The sequence below is a fragment of the Aquabacterium sp. genome, from assembly GCF_021768455.1.
Taxonomy (GTDB): Bacteria; Pseudomonadota; Gammaproteobacteria; order Burkholderiales; family Burkholderiaceae_C; genus Aquabacterium.
This window is the reverse complement of the sequence record NZ_JAIZVX010000078.1, coordinates 1-19710: the sequence shown is the minus strand read 5'-3', so window position 1 is coordinate 19710 and position 19710 is coordinate 1. Positions and strand designations below refer to the sequence as shown.

Sequence of the window (19710 nt, the reverse complement as noted above, 5' to 3'; positions counted from 1 at the left end):
TGGCAACAGGGCTGGCTGCGCAAGGGCCTGATCCTCGTCCTGATCGCCCTGGTGTGGGAACTGGCGGCGCGCTGGCAGGCCAACGACCTGCTGCTGCCCACCTTCGTGGCCACCGCGCAGGCCCTGGGCGACGGTCTGGCTTCGGGCGAACTGCTGCTGAAATCGCGCACCTCTCTGCTGACCTTGCTGGAAGGCTATGCGCTGGGCGTGCTGAGTGCCTTCGCCCTCACGGCGCTGGCGGTGTCGAGCCAGCTGGGACGCGACCTCCTGGCCACGCTCACGGCCATGTTCAACCCCTTGCCGGCCATCGCCTTGCTGCCCCTGGCCCTGCTGTGGTTCGGCCTGGGCCAGGGCAGCCTGCTCTTCGTGCTGGTGCACTCGGTGCTGTGGCCCCTGGCGCTGAGCACCTTCGCCGGCTTCCAGGGTGTGCCCGAGACCCTGCGCATGGCGGGCCGCAACTACGGCCTCACCGGGCTGCGCTACGTGCTGCAGATCCTGGTGCCCGCCGCGCTGCCAGCCATCGTCTCGGGCCTGAAAGTGAGCTGGGCCTTTGCATGGCGCACCCTGATCGCGGCGGAGTTGGTGTTCGGCGCGTCATCAGGCCAGGGCGGCCTGGGCTGGTACATCTTCCAGAACCGCAACGAGCTCTACACCGACCGGGTCTTCGCAGGTCTGGCCCTGGTCATCCTGATCGGGCTGGCGGTGGAAGGCATCGGCTTCCAGACGCTGGAGTGGTTGACCGTGCGCAAATGGGGCCAGCAGCGCTGAGCGCACCTCCCCCATGAAAAAGGGCTGCGAGCCCCGTGCACACGGCACGGCCCTCGCAGCCCCAAGAAGGCCCCGGACGTCTGGAACGGGGCCCATCCCCACACCAAGGTGCGGCGGCCGGTGCCTCAGCGCACCTTGCCTTCCTTCCAGGCGCCCAGCAGCTTCTCGTACGCGATGGTCTCGCCCTTGGGCTTCTCGTTGGCCAGCTTCTTCCAGGGCGCGCCGGTGTCGCTCAGCCACTTGGCCGCGTCTTCCTTCTTGTTCAGCTTGGGCGCGCAATGGGCCATGCCGGCGCGCTCCAGGCGGGCCATCACGTCGTCCATCTCCTTGGCCAGGTTGTCCATCGCGCCTTGCGGTGTCTTTTCACCCGTCACGGCCTGGGCCACGTTCTTCCACCAGAGCTGGGCCAGCTTGGGGTAGTCGGGCACGTTGGTGCCGGTCGGCGACCAGGCCACGCGTGCCGGGCTGCGGTAGAACTCGACCAGGCCACCCAGCTTGGGCGCCATGTCGGTCATGGCCTTGCTCTGGATGTCGGACTCGCGGATCGGCGTCAGGCCCACGATGGTCTTCTTCAGCGAGGTGGTCTTGGCCGTGATGAACTGGGCATAGAGCCAGGCTGCCGCGGTCTTGTTGGCATCGTGGTCCTTGAAGAAGGTCCACGAACCCACGTCCTGGTAGCCGTTCTGCATGCCGGGCTTCCAGTACGGGCCGTTGGGGCCAGGGGCCATGCGCCACTTCGGCGTGCCATCGGCGTTCACCACGGGCAGGCCCTTCTTGGTCATGTCGGCCGTGAAGGCGGTGTACCAGAAGATCTGCTGGGCGATCTGGCCCTGGGCGGGCACCGGACCGGCTTCACCGAAGGTCATGCCCGTGGCTTCCTTGGGCGCGTACTTCTTCATCCAGTCGACGTACTTGGTCAGGGCGTAGACGGCGGCCGGCGAGTTGGTCGCACCACCCCGCTCGACCGAAGCCCCCACCGGGGTGCACTTGTCGGCCGCGACGCGGATGCCCCACTCGTCCACCGGCAGGCCATTGGGCATGCCCTTGTCGGCGGTACCGGCCATCGACAGCCAGGCGTCGGTGAAACGCCAGCCCAGCGAGGGGTCCTTCTTGCCGTAGTCCATGTGGCCATAGATGGGCTTGCCATCGATGTTCTTCACGTCGTTGGTGAAGAACTCGGCAATGTCTTCGTAGGCCGACCAGTTGAGCGGCACGCCCAGGTCGTAGCCGTACTTGGCCTTGAATTTGTCCTTCAGGTCTTTGCGGTCGAAGAGGTCGGCGCGGAACCAGTAGAGGTTGGCGAACTGCTGGTCGGGCAACTGGTAGAGCTTGCCATCGGGCGCCGTGGTGAACTTGGTGCCGATGTAGTCCTTGAGGTCGATGCCCGGGTTGGTGAAGTCCTTGCCCGCACCGCTCATGTAGTCGGTGAGGTTGAGGATCTTGCCGTAACGGTAGTGGGTGCCAATCAGGTCGGAGTCGGAAATCCAGCCGTCGTAGATGGACTTGCCCGATTGCATCGAGGTCTGCAGCTTCTCGACCACGTCACCTTCCTGGATCAGGTCGTGCTTGACCTTGATGCCGGTGATCTCGCTGAAGGCCTTGGCCAGGGTCTTGGATTCGTACTCGTGCGTCGTGATGGTCTCGGAGACCACGGAGATCTCGGTCACGCCTTTGGCCTTGAGCTTGGCGGCCGCATCGATGAACCACTTGAGTTCGGCCTGTTGCTGGGCCTTGCTCAGCGTGGAGGGCTGGAACTCGCTGTCGATCCACTTCTTCGCGGCAGCCTCATCGGCACGGGCCGTCATCGAGCCCATGGCGCAGGCAGCTGCCAGGGCCATCGCGGTGTAACGCATCTTCATGGTGTGTCTCCTCAGTCAGACGTCGAACGCTGCTGCCCCGTTTGCTGTGCGGGTTTGGACGGCCTCGGGGCAGCGCCAGGCCGGTTTCCCTTTGTGATCGGTGGGCGGGCTCTTGGGAAGCCGGGTCAACCCTTGCGCATGACCAGGCCCAGGAAGGCCATGGACACCACAAAGCTGACCCAGATGCTGGGCTCTTCCGACAGGCTCAGCCACTGAGCCAGTTTCTCGGACAGGCCCACAAAGGCCAGGTTGATGTAGGCCGCACTCAGCAGGCCGATGAACAGGCGATCACCCCGCGTGGTCGCAATCGGCAGGAAGCCCTTGCGCATCACCGTGGGGGACTTGATCTCCCAGACCGTCATGCCGATCAGCATCAGCACGATGCAGGTAAAAAAGACGGCCACAGGTGTGGTCCAAGCCATCCAACTGAACATGTCTGTCTCCTTTGGGGGTCAAACCCGCCCCATGGCGAAGCCCTTGGCGATGTAGTGCCGCACGAACCAGATGACGATGGCGCCGGGCACGATGGTGAGCACACCGGCCGCAGCCAGCGTGGCCCAGTCCATGCCCGAGGCGCTCACGGTGCGGGTCATCGTGGCCACGATGGGCTTGGCGTTGACGCTGGTCAGCGTGCGGGCGAGCAGCAACTCCACCCACGAGAACATGAAGCAGAAGAAGGCCACCACACCCACACCCGCCTTGATCAGGGGCAGGAAGATGGTGAGGAAGAAGCGCGGGAAGCTGTAGCCATCGATGTAGGCGGTCTCGTCGATCTCGCGCGGGATGCCCGTCATGAAGCCCTCCAGGATCCACACGGCCAAGGGCACGTTGAACAGCAGGTGGGCCAGGGCCACGGCGATGTGCGTGTCCATCAGCCCCACGGTGGTGTAGAGCTGGAAGAAGGGCAGCAGGAACACGGCCGGCGGCGTCATGCGGTTGGTCAGCAGCCAGAAGAACACGTGCTTGTCGCCCAGGAAGCTGTAGCGGCTGAAGGCATAGGCCGCAGGCAGCGCCACCGCGATCGAGATCACCGTGTTGATGCCGACGTAGATCAGGCTGTTGATGTAGCCCGAGTACCAGCTCTCATCGGTGAAGATGGTGGCGTAGTTGGCCCAGGTGAAGGCCTGGGGCCACAGGCTGAAGGACGAGAGGATCTCCTCGTTGGTCTTGAAGCTCATGTTGATCATCCAGTAGATGGGCAACAGGGCGAAGACCAGGTAGGCGATGAGGAAGAGGCTCCTCTTCTGAAAGCGGGCTTGGGTCACGACTGGACCTCCTTCTCTGCCTGGCCGAGGCGCTGCATCCAGTTGTAGAGCACGAAGCAGAACAGCAAGATGATGAGGAAATAGATCAGCGAGAAGGCGGCGGCGGGGCCCAGGTCGAACTGGCCCACGGCCTTCTGCGTGAGGTACTGCGAGAGGAAGGTCGTGGCATTGCCAGGCCCCCCGCCGGTCAGCACGAAGGGCTCGGTGTAGATCATGAAAGAGTCCATGAAGCGCAGCAGCACGGCGATCATCAGCACCCCCTGCATCTTGGGCAGCTGGATGTAGCGGAACACGGCCAGCTTGCTGGCGCCGTCGATGCGCGCCGCCTGGTAATAGGCATCGGGGATGCTGCGCAGGCCGGCGTAGGCCAGCAGGGCCACCAGCGGGGTCCAGTGCCACACGTCCATCAAGAGCACGGTGAGCCAGGCCTGCGTGGCGTTGCCGGTGTAGCTGTACTCGATACCCAGCCTGGCCAGGGTGTAGCCCATCAGGCCGATGTCTTCACGGCCGAAGATCTGCCAGATGGTGCCCACCACGTTCCAGGGGATCAGCAGCGAGAGCGACACCGTCACCAGCGTGGCCGAGGCCTTCCAGCCATCGGCAGGCATGGAGAGCGCCAGCATGATGCCCAGCGGCAGTTCCACCGCCAGCACGGCCAGCGAGAAGCGCATCTGGTTCCAGAGCGCGGCATGCAGGTCCTCGTCGCGCATGACGGACACGAACCACTCCGTGCCCACGAACACGCGGCGCTCGGGGGAGATGATGTCCTGCACCGAGTAGTTCACCACGGTCATCAGCGGGATGATGGCCGAGAAGGCCACGCAGATGAGCACGGGCAGGATGAGGAACCAGGCCTTCTGGTTCACCGGTTTGGTCGTCACGCTCATACCATGAGCTCCTCGTTCTGGTAGTAGCAGGTGTGCGGGTTGAGCACCTGCAGGCCCACATGGCTGCCCACGGCCGGAGCCTGGGCATCCGGGGCCAGGCGGGCCTTAAGCACGGTGCCGGCGGCATCGCAGGTCACCAGCTGGTAGGTGCCGATGTCCTGCACCTGGCGCACGGTGGCCGACAGGGTGCCCACGGCATCGCGCACGGTCAGGCCCAGGTACTCGGGGCGGATGCCCAGCTTGATCTCGCCCTGCAGCGACGGGCCTGCCTGGACGGGGGCCAGCGCCTGGCCACCCACCTTGACCATGCCCGCGCTCACTTCGGCGGGCACGAAGTTCATGCCGGGCGAGCCGATGAAGTGGCCCACGAAGGTGTGCGCCGGGCGCTCGAACAGGGCCTCCGGGGTGCCGAGCTGAACCACCTTGCCACGCGTCATCACCACCACCTGGTCGGCAAAGGTGAGCGCCTCGACCTGGTCGTGGGTCACGTAGATCAGGGTGAGCTTGAGCTCGTGGTGGATCTGCTTGAGCTTGCGGCGCAGCTGCCACTTCAGGTGCGGGTCGATCACGGTCAACGGCTCGTCGAAGAGCACGGCGGCCACATCGGGGCGGACCAGGCCACGGCCCAGCGAGATCTTCTGCTTCTGGTCGGCGCTCAGTCCGGCGGCGCGCATGTCGAGCTGGTGGCTCATCTCCAGCATCTCGGCGATCTGGCCCACGCGGGCCTTGATCTGTGCGGCCGGCACCTTGCGGTTCTTCAGCGGGAAGGCCAGGTTCTCGGCCACGGTCATGGTGTCGTAGATGACCGGGAACTGGAAGACCTGGGCGATGTTGCGCGCCTGCGGCGTGGCGCGGGTCATGTCCTGCCCATCGAAGGTCACGGTGCCGTGCGATGGCACCAGCAGGCCCGACATGATGTTGAGCATGGTGGTCTTGCCGCAACCCGAGGGGCCGAGCAAGGCGTAGGCGCCACCGTCTTCGAAGCTCATCTTCAGCGGCGTGAGCGCGTAGTCGGCGTCGCTTTGCGGATCGGGCTTGTAGGAGTGGGCGAGGTCGAGGTCGATGCGGGCCATCAGCGTGCTCCGTGGCTGCGGTGTGGGACGTGCGGGGCCACCAGCAGGTCGCCTGCGGCGTCGAAGGCATAGGCCTGCGCCGGGCTCAGGTAGAGGGTGAGCGCGCTGCCCAGTTCGAAGTCGTGCACGCCGGTCAGCTGGGCCACGAGTTCGCCCACGGCGGTGTGCACGTGCACAAAGGTGTCGGAGCCCGAGATCTCGGCCAGCTCGACGGTGCCAGGCAAGGCCACGTCGCCATCGCGCTCGTGCACGCGCAGGGCGCTGGCGCGCACGCCGATGGTCAGGGCGCGGGACGCGTGGTGCGGCACGCTCAGGGGCATCAGCGGCCCGCCTTGCAGGCGCACCGCGATGCCTTGCAGCTCACCGGGGATGAGGTTCATGGGCGGATCGCTGAAGGCACGAGCCACGCGCAGCGACTTCGGGCGGTGGAACACCTCGGCCGTGGGGCCGTACTGCAGCAGCTCACCCTGGTCCATCACGGCGGTGTAGCCGCCCAGCAGCAGGGCCTCGGCGGGCTCGGTGGTGGCGTAGATGACGGTGGCGTTGCCACTGGCGAAGAAGGCCGAGAGCTCTTCGCGCAGTTCCTCGCGCAGCTTGTAGTCGAGGTTGACCAGGGGCTCGTCCAGCAGCATCAGCGGGGCGTTCTTGGCCAGAGCCCGCGCCAGGGCCACGCGCTGCTGCTGGCCACCCGAGAGGGCCGCTGGCAGGCGATCGAGGAAGACGTCGATGTGCAGCTTGGCCGCCAGTTCGCGCACGCGGCGGTCGATGTCGGCCTGGGGCTGGCCACCGAGCTTGAGCGGCGAGGCGATGTTGTCGTACACCGTCATCGACGGGTAGTTGATGAACTGCTGGTAGACCATGGCCACGTTGCGCTCGCGCACGGGCGTGCCGGTCACGTCCTGGCCATCGACGGTCACGCGGCCGGTGCTGGGCACATCGAGGCCGGCCATGATGCGCATCAGGCTGGTCTTGCCGGCCTGGGTGGCACCCAGCAGCACCGTCACGGCGCCGGGTTGGGGGGCGAGGCTCATCTCGTAGAGCCAGGGCGCAGCCCCGACCTTCTTGCTGATGCCATCGAGGGACAACTTCATGCGGGTGTCCTCTTGTTTGTCACGTCATGGGTCTCCATCCAGGCCGCCACGCACTGGCGTTGGGCTTCGGTGTAATGCAGGCCGAGCTTGCTGCGACGCCAGAGCACGTCGTCGCCGCTCACGGCCCATTCTTCGCGCTGCAGATAGCGCAACTCGGCTTCAAACAGACCCGGCGCAATCTCCTCGCCCAGGTCGCTCAGTTGTTGAGCCTGTGCCAGCACCTGCGCAACGCGGCTGCCATAGGCGCGGGCCAGGCGGCGTGCCAGTTCGGCCGGCAGCCAGGCGTGACGGGTGCGCAGCGCGGTGACGAAGCGCTCGAAATCGGTGTCGGGGCGCTGGGGCTGGCCAATCCAGGCGCTCAGGTCGCCACCGGGCAGGCTGGCGTGCTCCGTCCAGGGCTGGCGGGCGTCGCCCAGCATGCGGCCCACGTCGGCGGCGGCGTCTTCGGCCAGCTTGCGGAAAGTGGTGATCTTGCCGCCCCAGACGCTCAGCAGGGGCGCGGCCTCGGTGTTGCACTCCAGCAGGTAGTCGCGCGTCACGGCAGACGGGTCACCGGCCGCATCGTCGAGCAAGGGGCGCACACCGGCGTAGGTCCAGACCACATCGGCCGGGGTGATGGGCCTGGTGAAGTAGCGGCTGGCCTGCTCGCAGAGGTAGGCCACCTCGTCGGCATCGATCCGGGCGCCGCGCGGGTCGCCGTGCAGCTCCTGGTCGGTGGTGCCGATCAGGGTGAAGTCCTGCTCGTAGGGGATGGCGAAGATGATGCGCTTGTCGGGGTTCTGGAAGATGTAGGCGTGGTCGTGCTCGAAGCACTTGGGCACGACGATGTGCGAGCCCTTGACCAGGCGCAGGTGCTTGGTGGCGAGCGCCTCCTGGCCGGCTGCGCGCGCGGTGCCACGCAGGAAGCTCTCGGCCCAGGGGCCGGCGGCATTGACCAGGGCGTGGGCCTCGACGGTGTGCGACGTGCCGTCGGCGGTCTGCACGGTGGCCGTCCAGCCGGTGGCGCTGCGCTGGGCGGCGGTGCAGCGGGTGCGGGTCAGCAGGGTGGCGCCCCTGGCCTGGGCGTCGAGCGCGTTGAGCACCACCAGGCGGGCATCGTCCACCCAGCCATCGGAGTAGACAAAGCCCTGGGTGTAACGCTCGTGCAGCGGCGCACCGACCGGATCGGTGCGCAGGTTCACGCCGTTCGAGCCAGGCAGCACCTCGCGGCGGGCCAGGTGGTCGTAGAGGAACAGGCCCAGTCGGATCAGCCAGGCCGGGCGCATGGCCGGGTCGTGCGGCATCACGAAGCGCAGCGGCCACATGATGTGGGGCGCGCTCTTGAGCAGCACTTCGCGCTCCTGCAAGGCCTTGCGCACCAGCGAGAACTCTTTGTACTCGAGGTAGCGCAGCCCCCCATGGATCAGCTTGGTGGAGGACGATGAGGTATGGGCGGCCAGGTCGTCCTGCTCGACGAGCAGCACGCGCCAGCCACGGCCGGCCAGGTCCCGGGCGATGCCGGCGCCATTGATGCCGCCGCCCACCACCAGCACGTCGACTTGGGTGGGCACGGCGGCCGGGCGTGCGGACGCCGACGAAGCGCTCAGGGATGAGGTCAAAACAGGCTGCTCCAGGGGAGAAGGGTGGGATGGCATGGGCGGGAACCGCGGTGCCGCGGCGAGAAACGAAAGCGCGATTGTTTGTTTTTTGGCGCGGTTCGTGTTCGCCTTTTTCTTTTGTACCAGTTTTGACGCGGCAAACCCTCAGGTCTAACCCTGTGATGATTTCGTTTTCTTCGCTTTAAGCTGCGAGGCGTTCTTCGTTCGGCGCGTTTTGAGCGCGAGGCGAACCTCACCCGAACACGGGGGGAGGCCAGGCCAGCCGGGCGGCATCATCCACACCATGAGCCTCAAACCCCGACACACCGCTTTGCTCGACGAGGTCCGCAACCGCGGCACCGTCACCGTCGAAGCCCTGGCCGAGCAGTTCGGCGTCACGCTGCAGACCGTGCGGCGCGACGTGCAGCAGCTCGCCGAAGCCGGCCTGCTGACGCGCTTCCATGGTGGCGTGCGCATGCCCACGTCCACGACCGAGAACATCGCCTACCGCCAGCGCCAGGCCCTGCAGTCCGACGGCAAGGCGCGCATCGCCCGCGCTGTGGCCGCACGCATCCCCGATGGCTGCTCGCTGATCCTCAACATCGGCACCACCACCGAGGCCGTGGCCCGCGAGCTGATGCACCACAAGGGCCTGCGCGTCATCACCAACAACCTCAACGTGGCGGCCATCCTCTCCGACAACCCGCACTGCGAGGTCATCATCGCCGGCGGCGTGGTGCGGCCCAAGGACCGCGGGATCATCGGCGAGGCCACGGTCGACTTCATCCGCCTGTTCAAGGTCGACATCGGCCTGATCGGCATCAGCGGCATCGAAGAAGACGGCACCCTGCGCGATTACGACTACCGCGAAGTGAAGGTGGCGCGCGCCATCATCGAGCAGTCGCGCCAGGTGTGGGTCGCCGCCGACCACAGCAAGTTCGGCCGCCCCGCCATGGTCCACCAGGCCCGCATGGACGAGATCGACATGCTCTACACCGACGCCGAGCCGCCAGCGGCCTTTGCGCCCCTGCTGGCCGATGCCGGCGTGGAATGCGTGGTGGCGCCCTGATCCCCAGAACAAGAGACCCCGAGACACGCCATGACCTACCTGCTTGCCCTCGACCAGGGCACCTCCAGCTCGCGCAGCATCGTGTTCGGTGCCGACGGGCAGATCGCGGCCATGGCCCAGCGCGAGTTCCGCCAGATCTACCCGCAACCAGGCTGGGTCGAGCACGACCCGCGTGAACTCTGGGACACCCAGCTCGCCACGGCCCAGGAGGTGCTGGCCAAGGCCGGACTGCGCGCCAGCGCCATCCACGCCATCGGCATCACCAACCAGCGCGAGACCACGGTGGTGTGGAACCGCCGCACCGGCGAGCCCGTCTACAACGCCATCGTCTGGCAGGACCGCCGCGCCGAGCCCACCTGCGCCGCCCTGCGCGAGGCGGGCCACAGCGAGCTGTTCCAGCGCAAGACGGGCCTGCGCATCGACGCCTACTTTTCGGCCACCAAGCTCAAGTGGATCCTCGACCACGTGGACGGCGCCCGCGCCGCCGCCGAACGGGGCGAGCTGGCCTTCGGCACCGTCGACACCTGGCTGGTGTGGCAGCTCACGCAAGGCCGCGTGCACGCCACCGACGTGAGCAACGCCTCGCGCACCCTGCTCTTCAACATCCACACCCAGCAGTGGGACGACGAGCTGCTGGCGCTGTTGAACATCCCTCGCGCCCTGCTGCCCGAGGTCAAGCCATCGAGCGCCCACTTCGGGGACACGACCGCGCTGGGCGACGGTGGCCACGGCCTCCAAGGCCTGCCCATTGGCGGCATCGCGGGCGACCAACAGAGCGCGCTCTTCGGGCAGGCCTGCTTCAAGGCGGGGCTGGCCAAGAACACCTACGGCACCGGCTGCTTCATGCTGATGCACACGGGCGAGCAGGCCCAGGCCAGCGCCAACGGCCTGATCACCACGGCCGCGGCCCAGCCGGGCGCCACGCCGGTCTATGCCAACGAAGGCAGCGTCTTCATCGGTGGCGCGGTGGTGCAGTGGCTGCGCGATGGGCTGCGCGCCATCTCCGCCTCCAGCGAGGTGCAGCAGCTCGCCGAGAGCGTGCCGGATGCCGGCGGCGTGGTCTTCGTGCCCGCCTTCACCGGCCTGGGTGCGCCCTACTGGAACGCCGACACCCGCGGGGCCATCGTCGGCCTCACGCGGGGCTCGACCGTGGCGCACATCGCCCGCGCGGCGCTGGAGAGCATCGCCTTCCAGAGCGCGGCCCTGCTGCAGGCCATGAGCCGCGACGCCGTGGCCCGGGGCGGTGCGCCGGTGAGCGAACTGCGCGTGGACGGCGGCGCCTGCGTCAACGACCTGCTGATGCAGATCCAGGCCGACCTGCTGGGCATCCCCGTGGTGCGCCCCAAGGTCATCGAAACCACGGCCCTGGGCGCGGCCTACCTGGCCGGCCTGAGCACGGGCGTCTACCAGAACCTGGGCGAACTGGAAGCCCAGTGGCAGGTCGACCGCCGCTTCCTGCCCACCCTCTCACGCAGCGAGGCCGAGGCCCGCATGGCCAACTGGGAGCACGCCGTCAGGCAGACGGTGGCGCCTTGATGGGCACCGGGTGCAGGGTGATGCGCTGGGCCTTGAGCGCAGCCTGGCGCTCGGCCTTCGGTGCCGCCGCCCGCGCCCGCAACTGGCCACAGCCCCCCTCGACGTCCTGCCCGGCCGACTGACGCAGCTTGGTCAGCACACCGCGCTGGTGCAGCGAACGGGCGATGGCCGCGGCACGCTCCCAAGAGGGGCGCGCATAGGGCAGCTCGGGCACGCTGTTGTAAGGGATCATGTTCATCAACGCGAACTTGCCCTTGAGCAGGCGCACGATGCCATCGAGCTCTTCCTCGCTGTCGTTGACGCCCTCGATCAGCGTCCACTGGTACTGGATGGGGTAGTCGGTGGCGCGGGCATAGCGCTCGCCCATCTCGACCAGATCGGCCGGATCGATGCGGGGCGCGCGCGGCAGCAGCTCGGCGCGCAGCTCCGCCTTGGTGGTGTGCAAGGACAAGGCCAGGGCCGGCTTGACCACGCCCTGCGGCAGGCACTCGAAAACGCGCTCGTCCCCCACGGTCGAGAACACCAGGTTCTTGTGGCCGATGTTGCCCTCGGTGCCCAGCAGCTCGATGGCCTCCATCACGTTCTCCAGGTTGTGCGAGGGCTCGCCCATGCCCATGAACACCACCTTCTTGACAGGCCGCTGCTGGCGCGCCAGCACCACCTGGGCCACGATCTCGCCGCTGCTGACCTGGCGCACCAGGCCCTCCTTGCCCGTCATGCAGAACACGCACCCCACCGCGCAGCCCACTTGCGAGGACACGCAGACCCCATCCCGCGGCAGCAGCACGCTCTCGACCGTCTGGCCATCGCCCAGGCGCACCAGCAGGCGGGCCGAGCCGTCTTCACCCGGGTGGGTGGACTGCAACGTGGCCAGGCCGGCCAGGTCGGCGGTGAGCGAGGGCAAGAGGGCGCGCACGCCCTCGGGCAGGAAGTCTTCAGGGCGGCGCTTGCCGGCGTCTTGCGGCAGGCAGCGCACCCACTGGCGCAGCACGCGCTGTTCGTGCACGGTCTTGGCGCCGTGCTCGCGCAGGCGCTGGCGGAGGGTCTCGATGCGCATGGGGATCTTCAGGGAGGCAGGCCGGCAGTGTAGGCGGCCTGGCCCCTCGGCGGCATGCGGCAGGCGTGCTCAGCGCCAGAGCATGCCCAGCAACAGCCAGCCGCCCGCGCCCAGCAGCATCCAGGCGAACAGGGTTTTCATGCGGCGCTCGGGCAGGCGGTGGGCCAGGGCCACACCGGAAGACACCGTCACCATGCCGCTCAGGGCCAGGGGCAGCCCCATGTGCCAGTCGACCCGGTGGGCCCCGGCGTAACCCGCCAGGGCGACGACCGAACTGGGCGCCACCAGGGCCAGCGAGAGGCTCTGCGCCACCGTTTGCCGCAGGCGGAACAAGCCCGTGAAAATGGGCGTGGCCACCAGGCCGCCCCCGATGCCCAGCAGGCCCATGGAGCTGCCGCCCACCACCCCGACCAGGGGCAGCCAGCGGGGGGAGAGACCCGCCGCTGCGGTCGGCCCCAATTTTTGTGAGTGTGCGCCCACTTCCTCTTCTTCGCTTGCAGACGCGTCATGTCCGGGCATCGTCGCCGCGCCCTGCGAGGCCCGCAGTTGCCAGATCAGGCGCAGCGCCAACCCCATCAGGAACAGCGAAAAGATCACCCGCAGCACGGCAGAGGGCAGGTGGGTGGCGCCATGGGCCACCAGCCAGGTGGTGGCCATGGCCAGCAGGCCGATTGCCAGGGCCCGGCCCTTGGGCACGGGATGATGCTGGCTGTAGCGCCACCAGCCGATCAGCAGGTTGGGCACCATCATCACCAGGGCCGTGCCCTGGGCCAGGGCCTGGTCCATGCCATAGGCCAGCACCAGCAGGGGGATGGCGATGATGCCGCCACCGATGCCGAACAGCCCACCGAAAAAGCCCATGCCGGCGCCCAGGGCCAGGGCGGGCAGGAAAGCCAGGAACGCAGAAAGGGAGACCATGGGCGGATCATCATTGATCCGCCAGAATGCATCAATGGGCTCCGTTTCACTTGATTCATGCTTTGAACGCATGAATGGACCGCTGCCCGCACCCGTCCACCCGCCTCCAGCCCATGAGCGACACCACCGACCTGCGCTTTTTCACCACCCTGGCCCGCCACCCCAGCCTGGCCGCGGCGGCCCAGGAGCTGGGCCTCTCGCCACCGGCCGTGAGCCGCAGGCTGGCGGCGCTGGAGGCGCGCCTGGCCGTGCGCCTGCTCAACCGCACCACCCGGCGCCTGAGCCTGACGCCCGAAGGCGAGCGCTACCTGGAAGAAGGCGAACGCCTGCTGCGCGAGATCGCCCAGCTGGAACACAGCCTGGGCACCGGCCGCGGCCAACCTCAGGGCCTGCTGCGCGTGAACGCCACCTTCGGCTTCGGGCGGCGTCACCTGGCACCCGCCGTGGCGGACTTCGTGCGTGCGCACCCGCAGGTCGAGGTCGTGCTCGACCTGAGCGACAAGCCGCTGGACCTCACGGCCCACGCCATGGACATCGGCATCCGTTTCGGCCCGCCGCCCGATGCCCGCGTGCTGGCCCGGCCCCTGGCCCAGAACCGCCGCCTGCTGTGTGCGACGCCCAATTACCTCGCGGCGCGCGGCCACCCGGCCGAGCCGCGCGCGCTGGCGCAGCACGACTGCATCGTGATCCGCGAAAACAAGGGGGTCTACAACCAGTGGCAGCTGTCGGACGGGCGACAGCGCCTGAGCGTGAAGGTGCGCGGTGCGCTGGCCAGCAACCACGGCGAGGTCGTGGTGGACTGGGCCCTTGCCGGGCACGGCATCATCCTGAGATCGGAGTGGGACGTGGCGGACCACCTGCGCAGCGGGCAATTGCAGCGCGTGCTGCCCGCGTGGTCGGACCCGGAGGCCGACATCCATGCGCTGTACCCGCAGCGCCATCACCTCTCGGTGACCGTGCGGGCGTTTCTCGACTTCCTGTCGGCGCGCTTTGCCGCTTACCGGGGGCCTGGGCTCCAGGGCGTGGGCTGGTGAAGCGGAGGTCGGCCCCGGTGGGCAGACCCGTCAGCGGCCAGCGGCCAGCGATCAGTGGCGACGCGGCGCCGGCGTGTAGTTGCCGCGCTCGATGTGACGGAAGGTGATGCGGCCCTTGCTCAGGTCGTAAGGCGACAGCTCGAGCGACACCTTGTCACCCGCCAGGATGCGGATGTGGTGCTTTTTCATCTTGCCCGAGGTGTAGGCGACCAGCTGGTGGCCGTTTTCCAGGGTGACGCGAAAACGCGAGTCCGGCAGGACTTCGTTGACAACGCCGTTCATCTCGATCAGTTCTTCTTTGGCCATGGTGTGCGTGGGTTCTCCAGACAAGGGGGTGTACCCCTCTCGATGTCTCTCGGCAAACCAGAAGACCGAATCAGAAGAGCCCTTGGTGTCAGGTGAGTTGGATGGAAAAAGGGTAACCGCCAAATGTAGCACGCAGGCCACGCTGCCGTCCAGCCCGAGATCGAGGGATCAAGGGGTTCAGGACGGGTCGGCCCCGGGGGATTCCAGCGCCGCGCGGGAAGGCAGCGGGCCCAGGGCAGGCGCGCTGCGCGCCATGACCACGCTCATCACGCAACCGGGCAGCACCGCCACACCGCGCAGCACCACGCGGTGGGCCATCAGCGTGAAGGAGGCCTCGGCCAGGGCATGGCCCAGGGCCATTTCTTCGCCGGCACGGCCCATGGCCGACAGCAGGGTGCGACCCTGGCGGGCCATGGCCTGGGCCTCGTCGTCGGTGCCGGTGTGGGCGTGGATGGACAGGGTCTGCAGGTCGAAGAGGCAGACGCGCTGCACCCCGGCCTGGCGCATCAGGTGGTGAACACAGCGCTGGGCCAACAGGGCCTGGCTGGGCACGACCTTAGACTCGACGCGGTTGGGTGCCGGCCCCGCGGGCGGCATCAGGGCCAGGGTCTGGAGGCGCAGGGCCATGTCGGCGGGCACCGATTCCTGCAGCTGGTTCCAGGTGGAGCCGAGGTAGACCCAGACCTGGTCCGCCCGCTTGACCGCCGGGGCCATGCGGGCCTGGATGCCGGTCTGCATCCGAAAGCGCGCGATGTGGCCGACCATCTCGGGCGAGGTCTTGGTGGGCAGGAAGATGAGGTGACGGTTGTGGCGGGTGGCTTCGCCCATCTGCACTTCGGCGCTCAGGGTGTCGATGGCCTGGGCCTGCAGCACCGGGTCGAGCTCGGGCACCAGCAGGGCGACCAGTTCGGCGCGGGCCAGCAGCAGCTGCGAGAGGGTCTGGCGGGTCTCGGGATCGGTCTCGGCATCGGCGCAGAACACGCGCACCTTGCGGCCGTCCTGCGTGGGGCTGTCGAGGAAGAGCAGGCTGGCCAGCGTGTCGCCAAAGCCCTGGCGGCGGATCAGCAGGCGCTGAACGGGCCAGCCCGAGGCGCGGGCGACGTCGATCAGGCAGCGACGGGCCAGGCCACCGCCCAGGTCGCCGATGACCATGAAGCGCAGGCCGGTGAGGTCGAGCTGCATCTGCAAGGCCTGGGTGGCGTCGCAGGACACAAACAGCTCACGGGTGTGTCGGCCCACGGCCTCGCCGATGTCGGACGGCGGTGCCGACGCCGTTTCGGTGTGCTGGCCGAACACCTGGGTTTTGATGTCGGTGTCGGCCCATTGCACCGGCCGGGCCGTGGCATCGGCCGGGGTGGGGGTGTAGGCGTCGGCGTTCATGGGATCGCGCAGGGTAAACACGTCATCGCACACTGTCGCATGTTCTTACATCTGAGGGTATTGCCCTGATGGCTAGTTGAACACCACCTTTTGGTGGGAATGGCTGTGCCGGCATGGCACAGTGCGACCCCATGCACGCCCCCTCCCACACGGCCGGCGCCAGCGCGCGGCAGGACGCCACCACCATCGGCCTGATCGGCCTGGCCCATGGCAGCTCCCACTTCCATCACCTGCTGCTGCCGCCGCTGTTCCCGCTGTTCATCCGCGATTTCGGGCTGAACTACGCACAGCTCGGCCTGCTGGTGACGGTGTTCTTCACCGTGTCGGGCGTGGGGCAGGCGCTGGCGGGTTTTGTGGTCGACCGCATCGGGGCGCGGCCGGTGCTGTTTGGCGCCCTGCTCTGCTTCATCGCGGCCTCGCTGGCCACGGCGCTGGCGCCGGGTTATGGCGGCCTGATGCTGGCTGCCGCCCTGGCCGGCCTGGGCAATGCGCCCTTTCACCCGGCCGACTTCACCATCCTCAACCGGCGGGTGAGCCCGGCCCGGCTGGGTCACGCGTTTTCGGTGCACGGCATCAGCGGCAACCTGGGCTGGGCGCTGGCGCCGGTCTACCTGATCGGACTGAGCAGCCTGAGCGGGCAGTGGCGCGTGGCCTGTGCCGGCGCCGCGGTGCTGGGGGCGGTGGTGCTGGCCGTGCTGTGGTGGCGCCGTGCCGACCTGGACGACCACCACACCGCCCACCGGGCCGAGGTGGCCCGCCTGCAGGCCACGCGGGCCGCACAGGGCCAGGCCGAGGCCCACCCCATGGCCTTTTTGAAGCTGCCCAGCGTGTGGCTGTGCTTCTCCTTTTTCTTCTGGACGACCTCGGCGCTGAGCGCCATCCAGGGCTTTGCCAGCCCGGCGCTGGTGAAGCTCTATGGCCTGCCCACCTCGGTCACGGCCTTTGTGGTGACGGCCTACATGCTCTGTGGCGCGGCCGGCATGGTGGTGGGGGGCTTCCTGGTGGCACGGGTGGCGCGGCTGGAACGCACCATTGCCGCGGCCATGAGCCTGTCGGCGCTGATGTTGCTGCTGGCGGCATCGGGCAGCTTGCCGCCCCTGGTGGCCGCAGGCTGCGTGGCCCTGGCCGGTGTGGGCACGGGCCTGGCCGGCCCCTCGCGCGACATGCTGATCAAGCGCGCCGCCCCACCGGGCGCCACCGGCCGGGTCTACGGCACGGTGTATTCGGGGCTGGACCTGGGTTTTGCGCTGGCCGCCCCCGTGTTTGGCGCCCTGCTCGACCAGGGTCATGCAGCCGGCGTGTTTGCCGGAGCGGCCGGGGCCATGGCACTGGGCGTGGCCTCGGCGGCGGTGGTCGGGCAGCGGCTGGCGAGGCCGCAGGGGGCTGGCTGAAACGGGCGCTCGCGGCTCGCGCCCCGCGGAGGTGTCAGTGGGGCTTGCGTGGGCCCTTGAAAGCCTCGGGGCGGTAGACGTTGCCGTCCTTGTCGACCGGGGGGCGGGCGCGGCGGGCACGCTCGATCACGTCCTGCGCGGTGAGCGCGGCCTGGGCCGCGGTCTGGCGACGGCGTCGCCACTGCCACAGGTGCAAGGCCTGGGCGCGCACCCGCTGCCAGGTCCGCAGGGCGGCCCGGTCCAGGCGCGCGCGACGGTGCTCGCCGATGGCCAGCCTCACCAGCATCACGAGACAGACGGCCGCCACGGCCAGAGACACCCACGCGTTCGCACCCATGTCAGGATCCTAGCTCGCCCAAGGGGCCATGGGGGGCTGCGGGGTCATTTGCGCAGCACCACGTTCATGACGGAGGTCACGTCGGCCTCGTCCACGTAAGCAATGGCCCCCGGCGTGTTGCCCACTCGGTTGATGACCTCGCTGACCGGCGAGAGCTCGCGCGGCGGCGCGCCCTTGCCCACGTAGCGGCGCACCGTCCAGTAGGCCACGTAGCTTTCTTCGTTCTGGTCGAGGTACTCGGCCAGGAAACGGTTGCGCAAGGCCTGGCCCGGCGGGGCGTTGATGGGCACCACGGCCACACCACCGACTTCCACCACCTTGCCGGTGAAGATGCGCTGCACGGTCTGCAGATCGAGCTTGCGCATGCCGGGGTGGGCGATGACAACCACGCCGGCCCAGCTGCTGCCGGCACCGACCATGAGGAGCGCCGCAGCCAGGCCCGCCGTGAGGGCGCGTGGCAGCCAGCGTGGCGCGTGAAGGAGAGGAGAGAGGCGTCGCATGCGGGTCTCCTCAGAAGGCAAAGCTGTAGTTCAGCGAGAAGACATCGATGTCCGCATGCCTGAACACGTCGTCACCCGATCGACCGTCGACCATGGCCGAGCGCTTGCCCACATGGGTGCGCATCCACTCGCCCTTGACCTTGCTGTGCGGCGTGAGCGCGTAGGACAGGCCGATGGCCAGGGAGGTCTGGTCGTAAACGGGCAGGCTGTCGGCGGCAATGCGCTGCGCCAGCGTGATCTGCTCGCCTCCCGTCACGTAGGGCGACAGGCTGACGGCGTCGAGCGACTCGGCGGTCTTGAGCGAGGCCCCCAGGCTGCGCAGGCGGGCGATGCTCACGTAGGGCGTGTAGCGGTCCATCTTGTGCAGCACGGCCAGGTAGCCACCGATGGTGTTGGCGCCCAGGTCGCTCTTGTGCTGGATGACGCGGGCCACCTCGCCCATCACGCGCCAGTTGTCGGCCACGGCGACGTCGGCCCCCACGGTGATGACGTCGTTGACGATGTGTCGGGTGGTGCGCACGCCCGGCCCGGGCAAGGCAGGGTCGACCTGGTAGTAGGTGCCCAAGCCCATCGGCAGGTCGACGGCGGGGAAGCCGGCGGTCATCGCCCGGCCGTCGCGGCGGCGGGTCTCGGCACGGTAGAGGCTGCCGCGGAAGGTGCTGCCGCTGTCGAGCTTGAGCGACAGCGCCATGCCGGTGGCCTGGGTGCGCACGTGCAGGAAGGCGGTACCGGCGTCACGGGCGTAGGTGCGCACGTCGAGGTCTTCGGCGCCGGTGTAGGCGTCCAGGGCCCACTCGCCGCGGTCGGTGAACCAGGTGCGGCTGACGGAGAGCCCGGTCATGTCGGTCGAGGGCGAGACGGCGTAGACCTCCACCGGCGGGCGCACCATGTCGTAGGTCTGGCCCACGTCGCGGTTCTCGGTGTGCAGGAAGAGGGGTAGGCGCTGCTTGCCCAGGCGCAGCAGCCAGTCGTTGCTGGGGCGCCAGGAGAGGAAGGCCCAGGTGACGGCCAGGTCGAGCTTCTCGTCGCTGGAGAGCGAGGGCGCCACCGTGGCCTGCACGGTGGCCGACCATTCGTCGGCAAGCCGGAGGTCAAGCTGGCCGCCCAGGACCGAGTCGCGCTTGAAGGTACCGTGTTCGTCGATGAAGCGCTGGTAGCGCTGCGCGGTGTTGGACTGGGCATAGCCGAAGGTGCCGAAACCGGACCAGGCCAGGTCGAGCGATTCGGCCTGGGCGGCGGTACGGGGATAGCCGTCGAAGATGGCGCCGGTATCCGGCCCCATCGCGTCCAGCTCCTCGCCGATCAGCGCCGAGACGATCTCGTCCGAGACCAGCTCGCCACGCTCCATCACCTGGCGAAGGATCTGGATCAGCAGGACTTCGAACAGCCGATCAAGCACGGCCTGGCGGCCGCAACTCTGGCCGGAAGCTTCGCTGAACAGCAATCCCAGCGTTTGCTCCGCCCCTGCCAGCGTTTCCAGCGGCAAGCAGACGAAAGCCGGCAATGCAGCGGTGATGGGATTCGCCACGCCACCATCGAAGCGGAGCTCGGCACAGGTGAGGTCTGCACCCTGCACGGCGTCCGTTATAAAACGATGCGCCATCGGCCGCGGATAGAGCAACACGCTGGGTCGATCGACAGCCATGGCGGGAACGCCTTCAT

19 protein-coding genes are annotated in these 19710 nt (G+C 68.2%); 5 read left to right on the top strand and 14 right to left on the bottom strand.

The window, feature by feature from the left end; genetic code table 11:
• Nucleotides 1-768 (top strand): ABC transporter permease (locus QZ994_RS11600; protein WP_290871595.1); only part of this gene is annotated, 768 nt, incomplete at its 5' end.
• Nucleotides 769-893: 125 nt separating this feature from the next.
• Here the strand turns inward: QZ994_RS11600 and QZ994_RS11595 are convergent.
• The 7 genes from QZ994_RS11595 to glpD all read right to left on the bottom strand — a co-directional run bounded on the left by QZ994_RS11595 (nt 894) and on the right by glpD (nt 8529).
• Nucleotides 894-2627 (bottom strand): ABC transporter substrate-binding protein, encoded by a 1734-nt coding sequence (locus tag QZ994_RS11595; RefSeq protein ID WP_290871594.1) that lies wholly within the window; start codon nt 2625-2627, stop codon nt 894-896.
• A 125-nt stretch (nt 2628-2752) separates the two neighbouring features.
• Nucleotides 2753-3061 carry a DUF2160 domain-containing protein gene (locus tag QZ994_RS11590; RefSeq protein WP_290871593.1) on the bottom strand — a complete coding sequence of 103 codons (309 nt, stop codon included), beginning with the start codon at nt 3059-3061 and terminating at the stop codon, nt 2753-2755.
• Between the two features lie 18 nt (nt 3062-3079).
• Nucleotides 3080-3892: a carbohydrate ABC transporter permease gene (locus QZ994_RS11585; RefSeq protein WP_290871592.1), complete on the bottom strand. Its 813-nt coding sequence runs from the start codon at nt 3890-3892 to the stop codon at nt 3080-3082.
• A complete protein-coding gene (locus tag QZ994_RS11580; RefSeq protein ID WP_290871591.1) occupies nt 3889-4779 on the bottom strand; it encodes a carbohydrate ABC transporter permease in 891 nt (296 codons plus the stop codon). Before QZ994_RS11580 ends, QZ994_RS11585 begins: the two co-directional genes overlap by 4 nt.
• Nucleotides 4776-5852, bottom strand: coding sequence for an ABC transporter ATP-binding protein (locus tag QZ994_RS11575; RefSeq protein ID WP_290871590.1), 1077 nt, complete (start codon nt 5850-5852; stop codon nt 4776-4778). Before QZ994_RS11575 ends, QZ994_RS11580 begins: the two co-directional genes overlap by 4 nt.
• The gene (locus QZ994_RS11570) at nt 5852-6943 is read right to left on the bottom strand and encodes an ABC transporter ATP-binding protein (RefSeq protein ID WP_290871589.1); all 1092 of its coding nucleotides are present in this window, start codon (nt 6941-6943) and stop codon (nt 5852-5854) included. Before QZ994_RS11570 ends, QZ994_RS11575 begins: the two co-directional genes overlap by 1 nt.
• Nucleotides 6940-8529, bottom strand: coding sequence for a glycerol-3-phosphate dehydrogenase (gene glpD, locus QZ994_RS11565; protein ID WP_290871596.1), 1590 nt, complete (start codon nt 8527-8529; stop codon nt 6940-6942). The genes QZ994_RS11570 and glpD overlap by 4 nt, the downstream gene beginning before the upstream one ends.
• A 295-nt stretch (nt 8530-8824) precedes the next feature.
• Between glpD and QZ994_RS11560 the strand changes: the two genes are divergently transcribed.
• Nucleotides 8825-9589, top strand: a complete 765-nt coding sequence (locus QZ994_RS11560) for a DeoR/GlpR family DNA-binding transcription regulator (RefSeq protein ID WP_290871588.1) — start codon at nt 8825-8827, stop codon at nt 9587-9589.
• Nucleotides 9590-9619: 30 nt separating this feature from the next.
• Nucleotides 9620-11125, top strand: coding sequence for a glycerol kinase GlpK (glpK, locus tag QZ994_RS11555; RefSeq protein WP_290871587.1), 1506 nt, complete (start codon nt 9620-9622; stop codon nt 11123-11125).
• Here glpK and QZ994_RS11550 read toward each other — a convergent pair.
• Both QZ994_RS11550 and QZ994_RS11545 read right to left on the bottom strand, forming a co-directional pair.
• A complete protein-coding gene (locus tag QZ994_RS11550; protein WP_290871586.1) occupies nt 11103-12182 on the bottom strand; it encodes an RNA methyltransferase in 1080 nt (359 codons plus the stop codon). The two genes, glpK and QZ994_RS11550, sit on opposite strands and share 23 nt — an antisense overlap.
• 69 nt (nt 12183-12251) lie before the next feature.
• The gene (locus tag QZ994_RS11545; protein WP_290871585.1) at nt 12252-13100 is read right to left on the bottom strand and encodes a sulfite exporter TauE/SafE family protein; all 849 of its coding nucleotides are present in this window, start codon (nt 13098-13100) and stop codon (nt 12252-12254) included.
• Between the two features lie 113 nt (nt 13101-13213).
• Between QZ994_RS11545 and QZ994_RS11540 the strand changes: the two genes are divergently transcribed.
• Nucleotides 13214-14134 carry a LysR family transcriptional regulator gene (locus QZ994_RS11540; RefSeq protein ID WP_290871584.1) on the top strand — a complete coding sequence of 307 codons (921 nt, stop codon included), beginning with the start codon at nt 13214-13216 and terminating at the stop codon, nt 14132-14134.
• A gap of 51 nt (nt 14135-14185) precedes the next feature.
• Here the strand turns inward: QZ994_RS11540 and infA are convergent, their stop codons facing one another.
• Both infA and QZ994_RS11530 read right to left on the bottom strand, forming a co-directional pair.
• The gene (infA, locus tag QZ994_RS11535) at nt 14186-14440 is read right to left on the bottom strand and encodes a translation initiation factor IF-1 (RefSeq protein ID WP_290871583.1); all 255 of its coding nucleotides are present in this window, start codon (nt 14438-14440) and stop codon (nt 14186-14188) included.
• A gap of 177 nt (nt 14441-14617) precedes the next feature.
• On the bottom strand, nt 14618-15820 hold the full coding sequence (locus tag QZ994_RS11530) for a hypothetical protein (RefSeq protein WP_290871582.1): 1203 nt from the start codon (nt 15818-15820) through the stop codon (nt 14618-14620).
• Nucleotides 15821-15951: 131 nt separating this feature from the next.
• Between QZ994_RS11530 and QZ994_RS11525 the strand changes: the two genes are divergently transcribed.
• Complete coding sequence (locus tag QZ994_RS11525; protein ID WP_290871581.1) at nt 15952-17211, top strand: MFS transporter; 1260 nt, start codon at nt 15952-15954, stop codon at nt 17209-17211.
• A 34-nt stretch (nt 17212-17245) separates the two neighbouring features.
• On the opposite strand, the gene QZ994_RS11520 is transcribed toward QZ994_RS11525, so the two are convergent.
• The 3 genes from QZ994_RS11520 to QZ994_RS11510 form a co-directional block, all read right to left on the bottom strand.
• Nucleotides 17246-17548, bottom strand: a complete 303-nt coding sequence (locus QZ994_RS11520) for a hypothetical protein (protein ID WP_290871580.1) — start codon at nt 17546-17548, stop codon at nt 17246-17248.
• A gap of 44 nt (nt 17549-17592) precedes the next feature.
• Complete coding sequence (locus QZ994_RS11515; RefSeq protein WP_290871579.1) at nt 17593-18048, bottom strand: hypothetical protein; 456 nt, start codon at nt 18046-18048, stop codon at nt 17593-17595.
• Nucleotides 18049-18058: 10 nt separating this feature from the next.
• Nucleotides 18059-19710 (bottom strand): nucleoside monophosphate kinase (locus QZ994_RS11510; RefSeq protein WP_290871578.1); only part of this gene is annotated, 1652 nt, incomplete at its 5' end.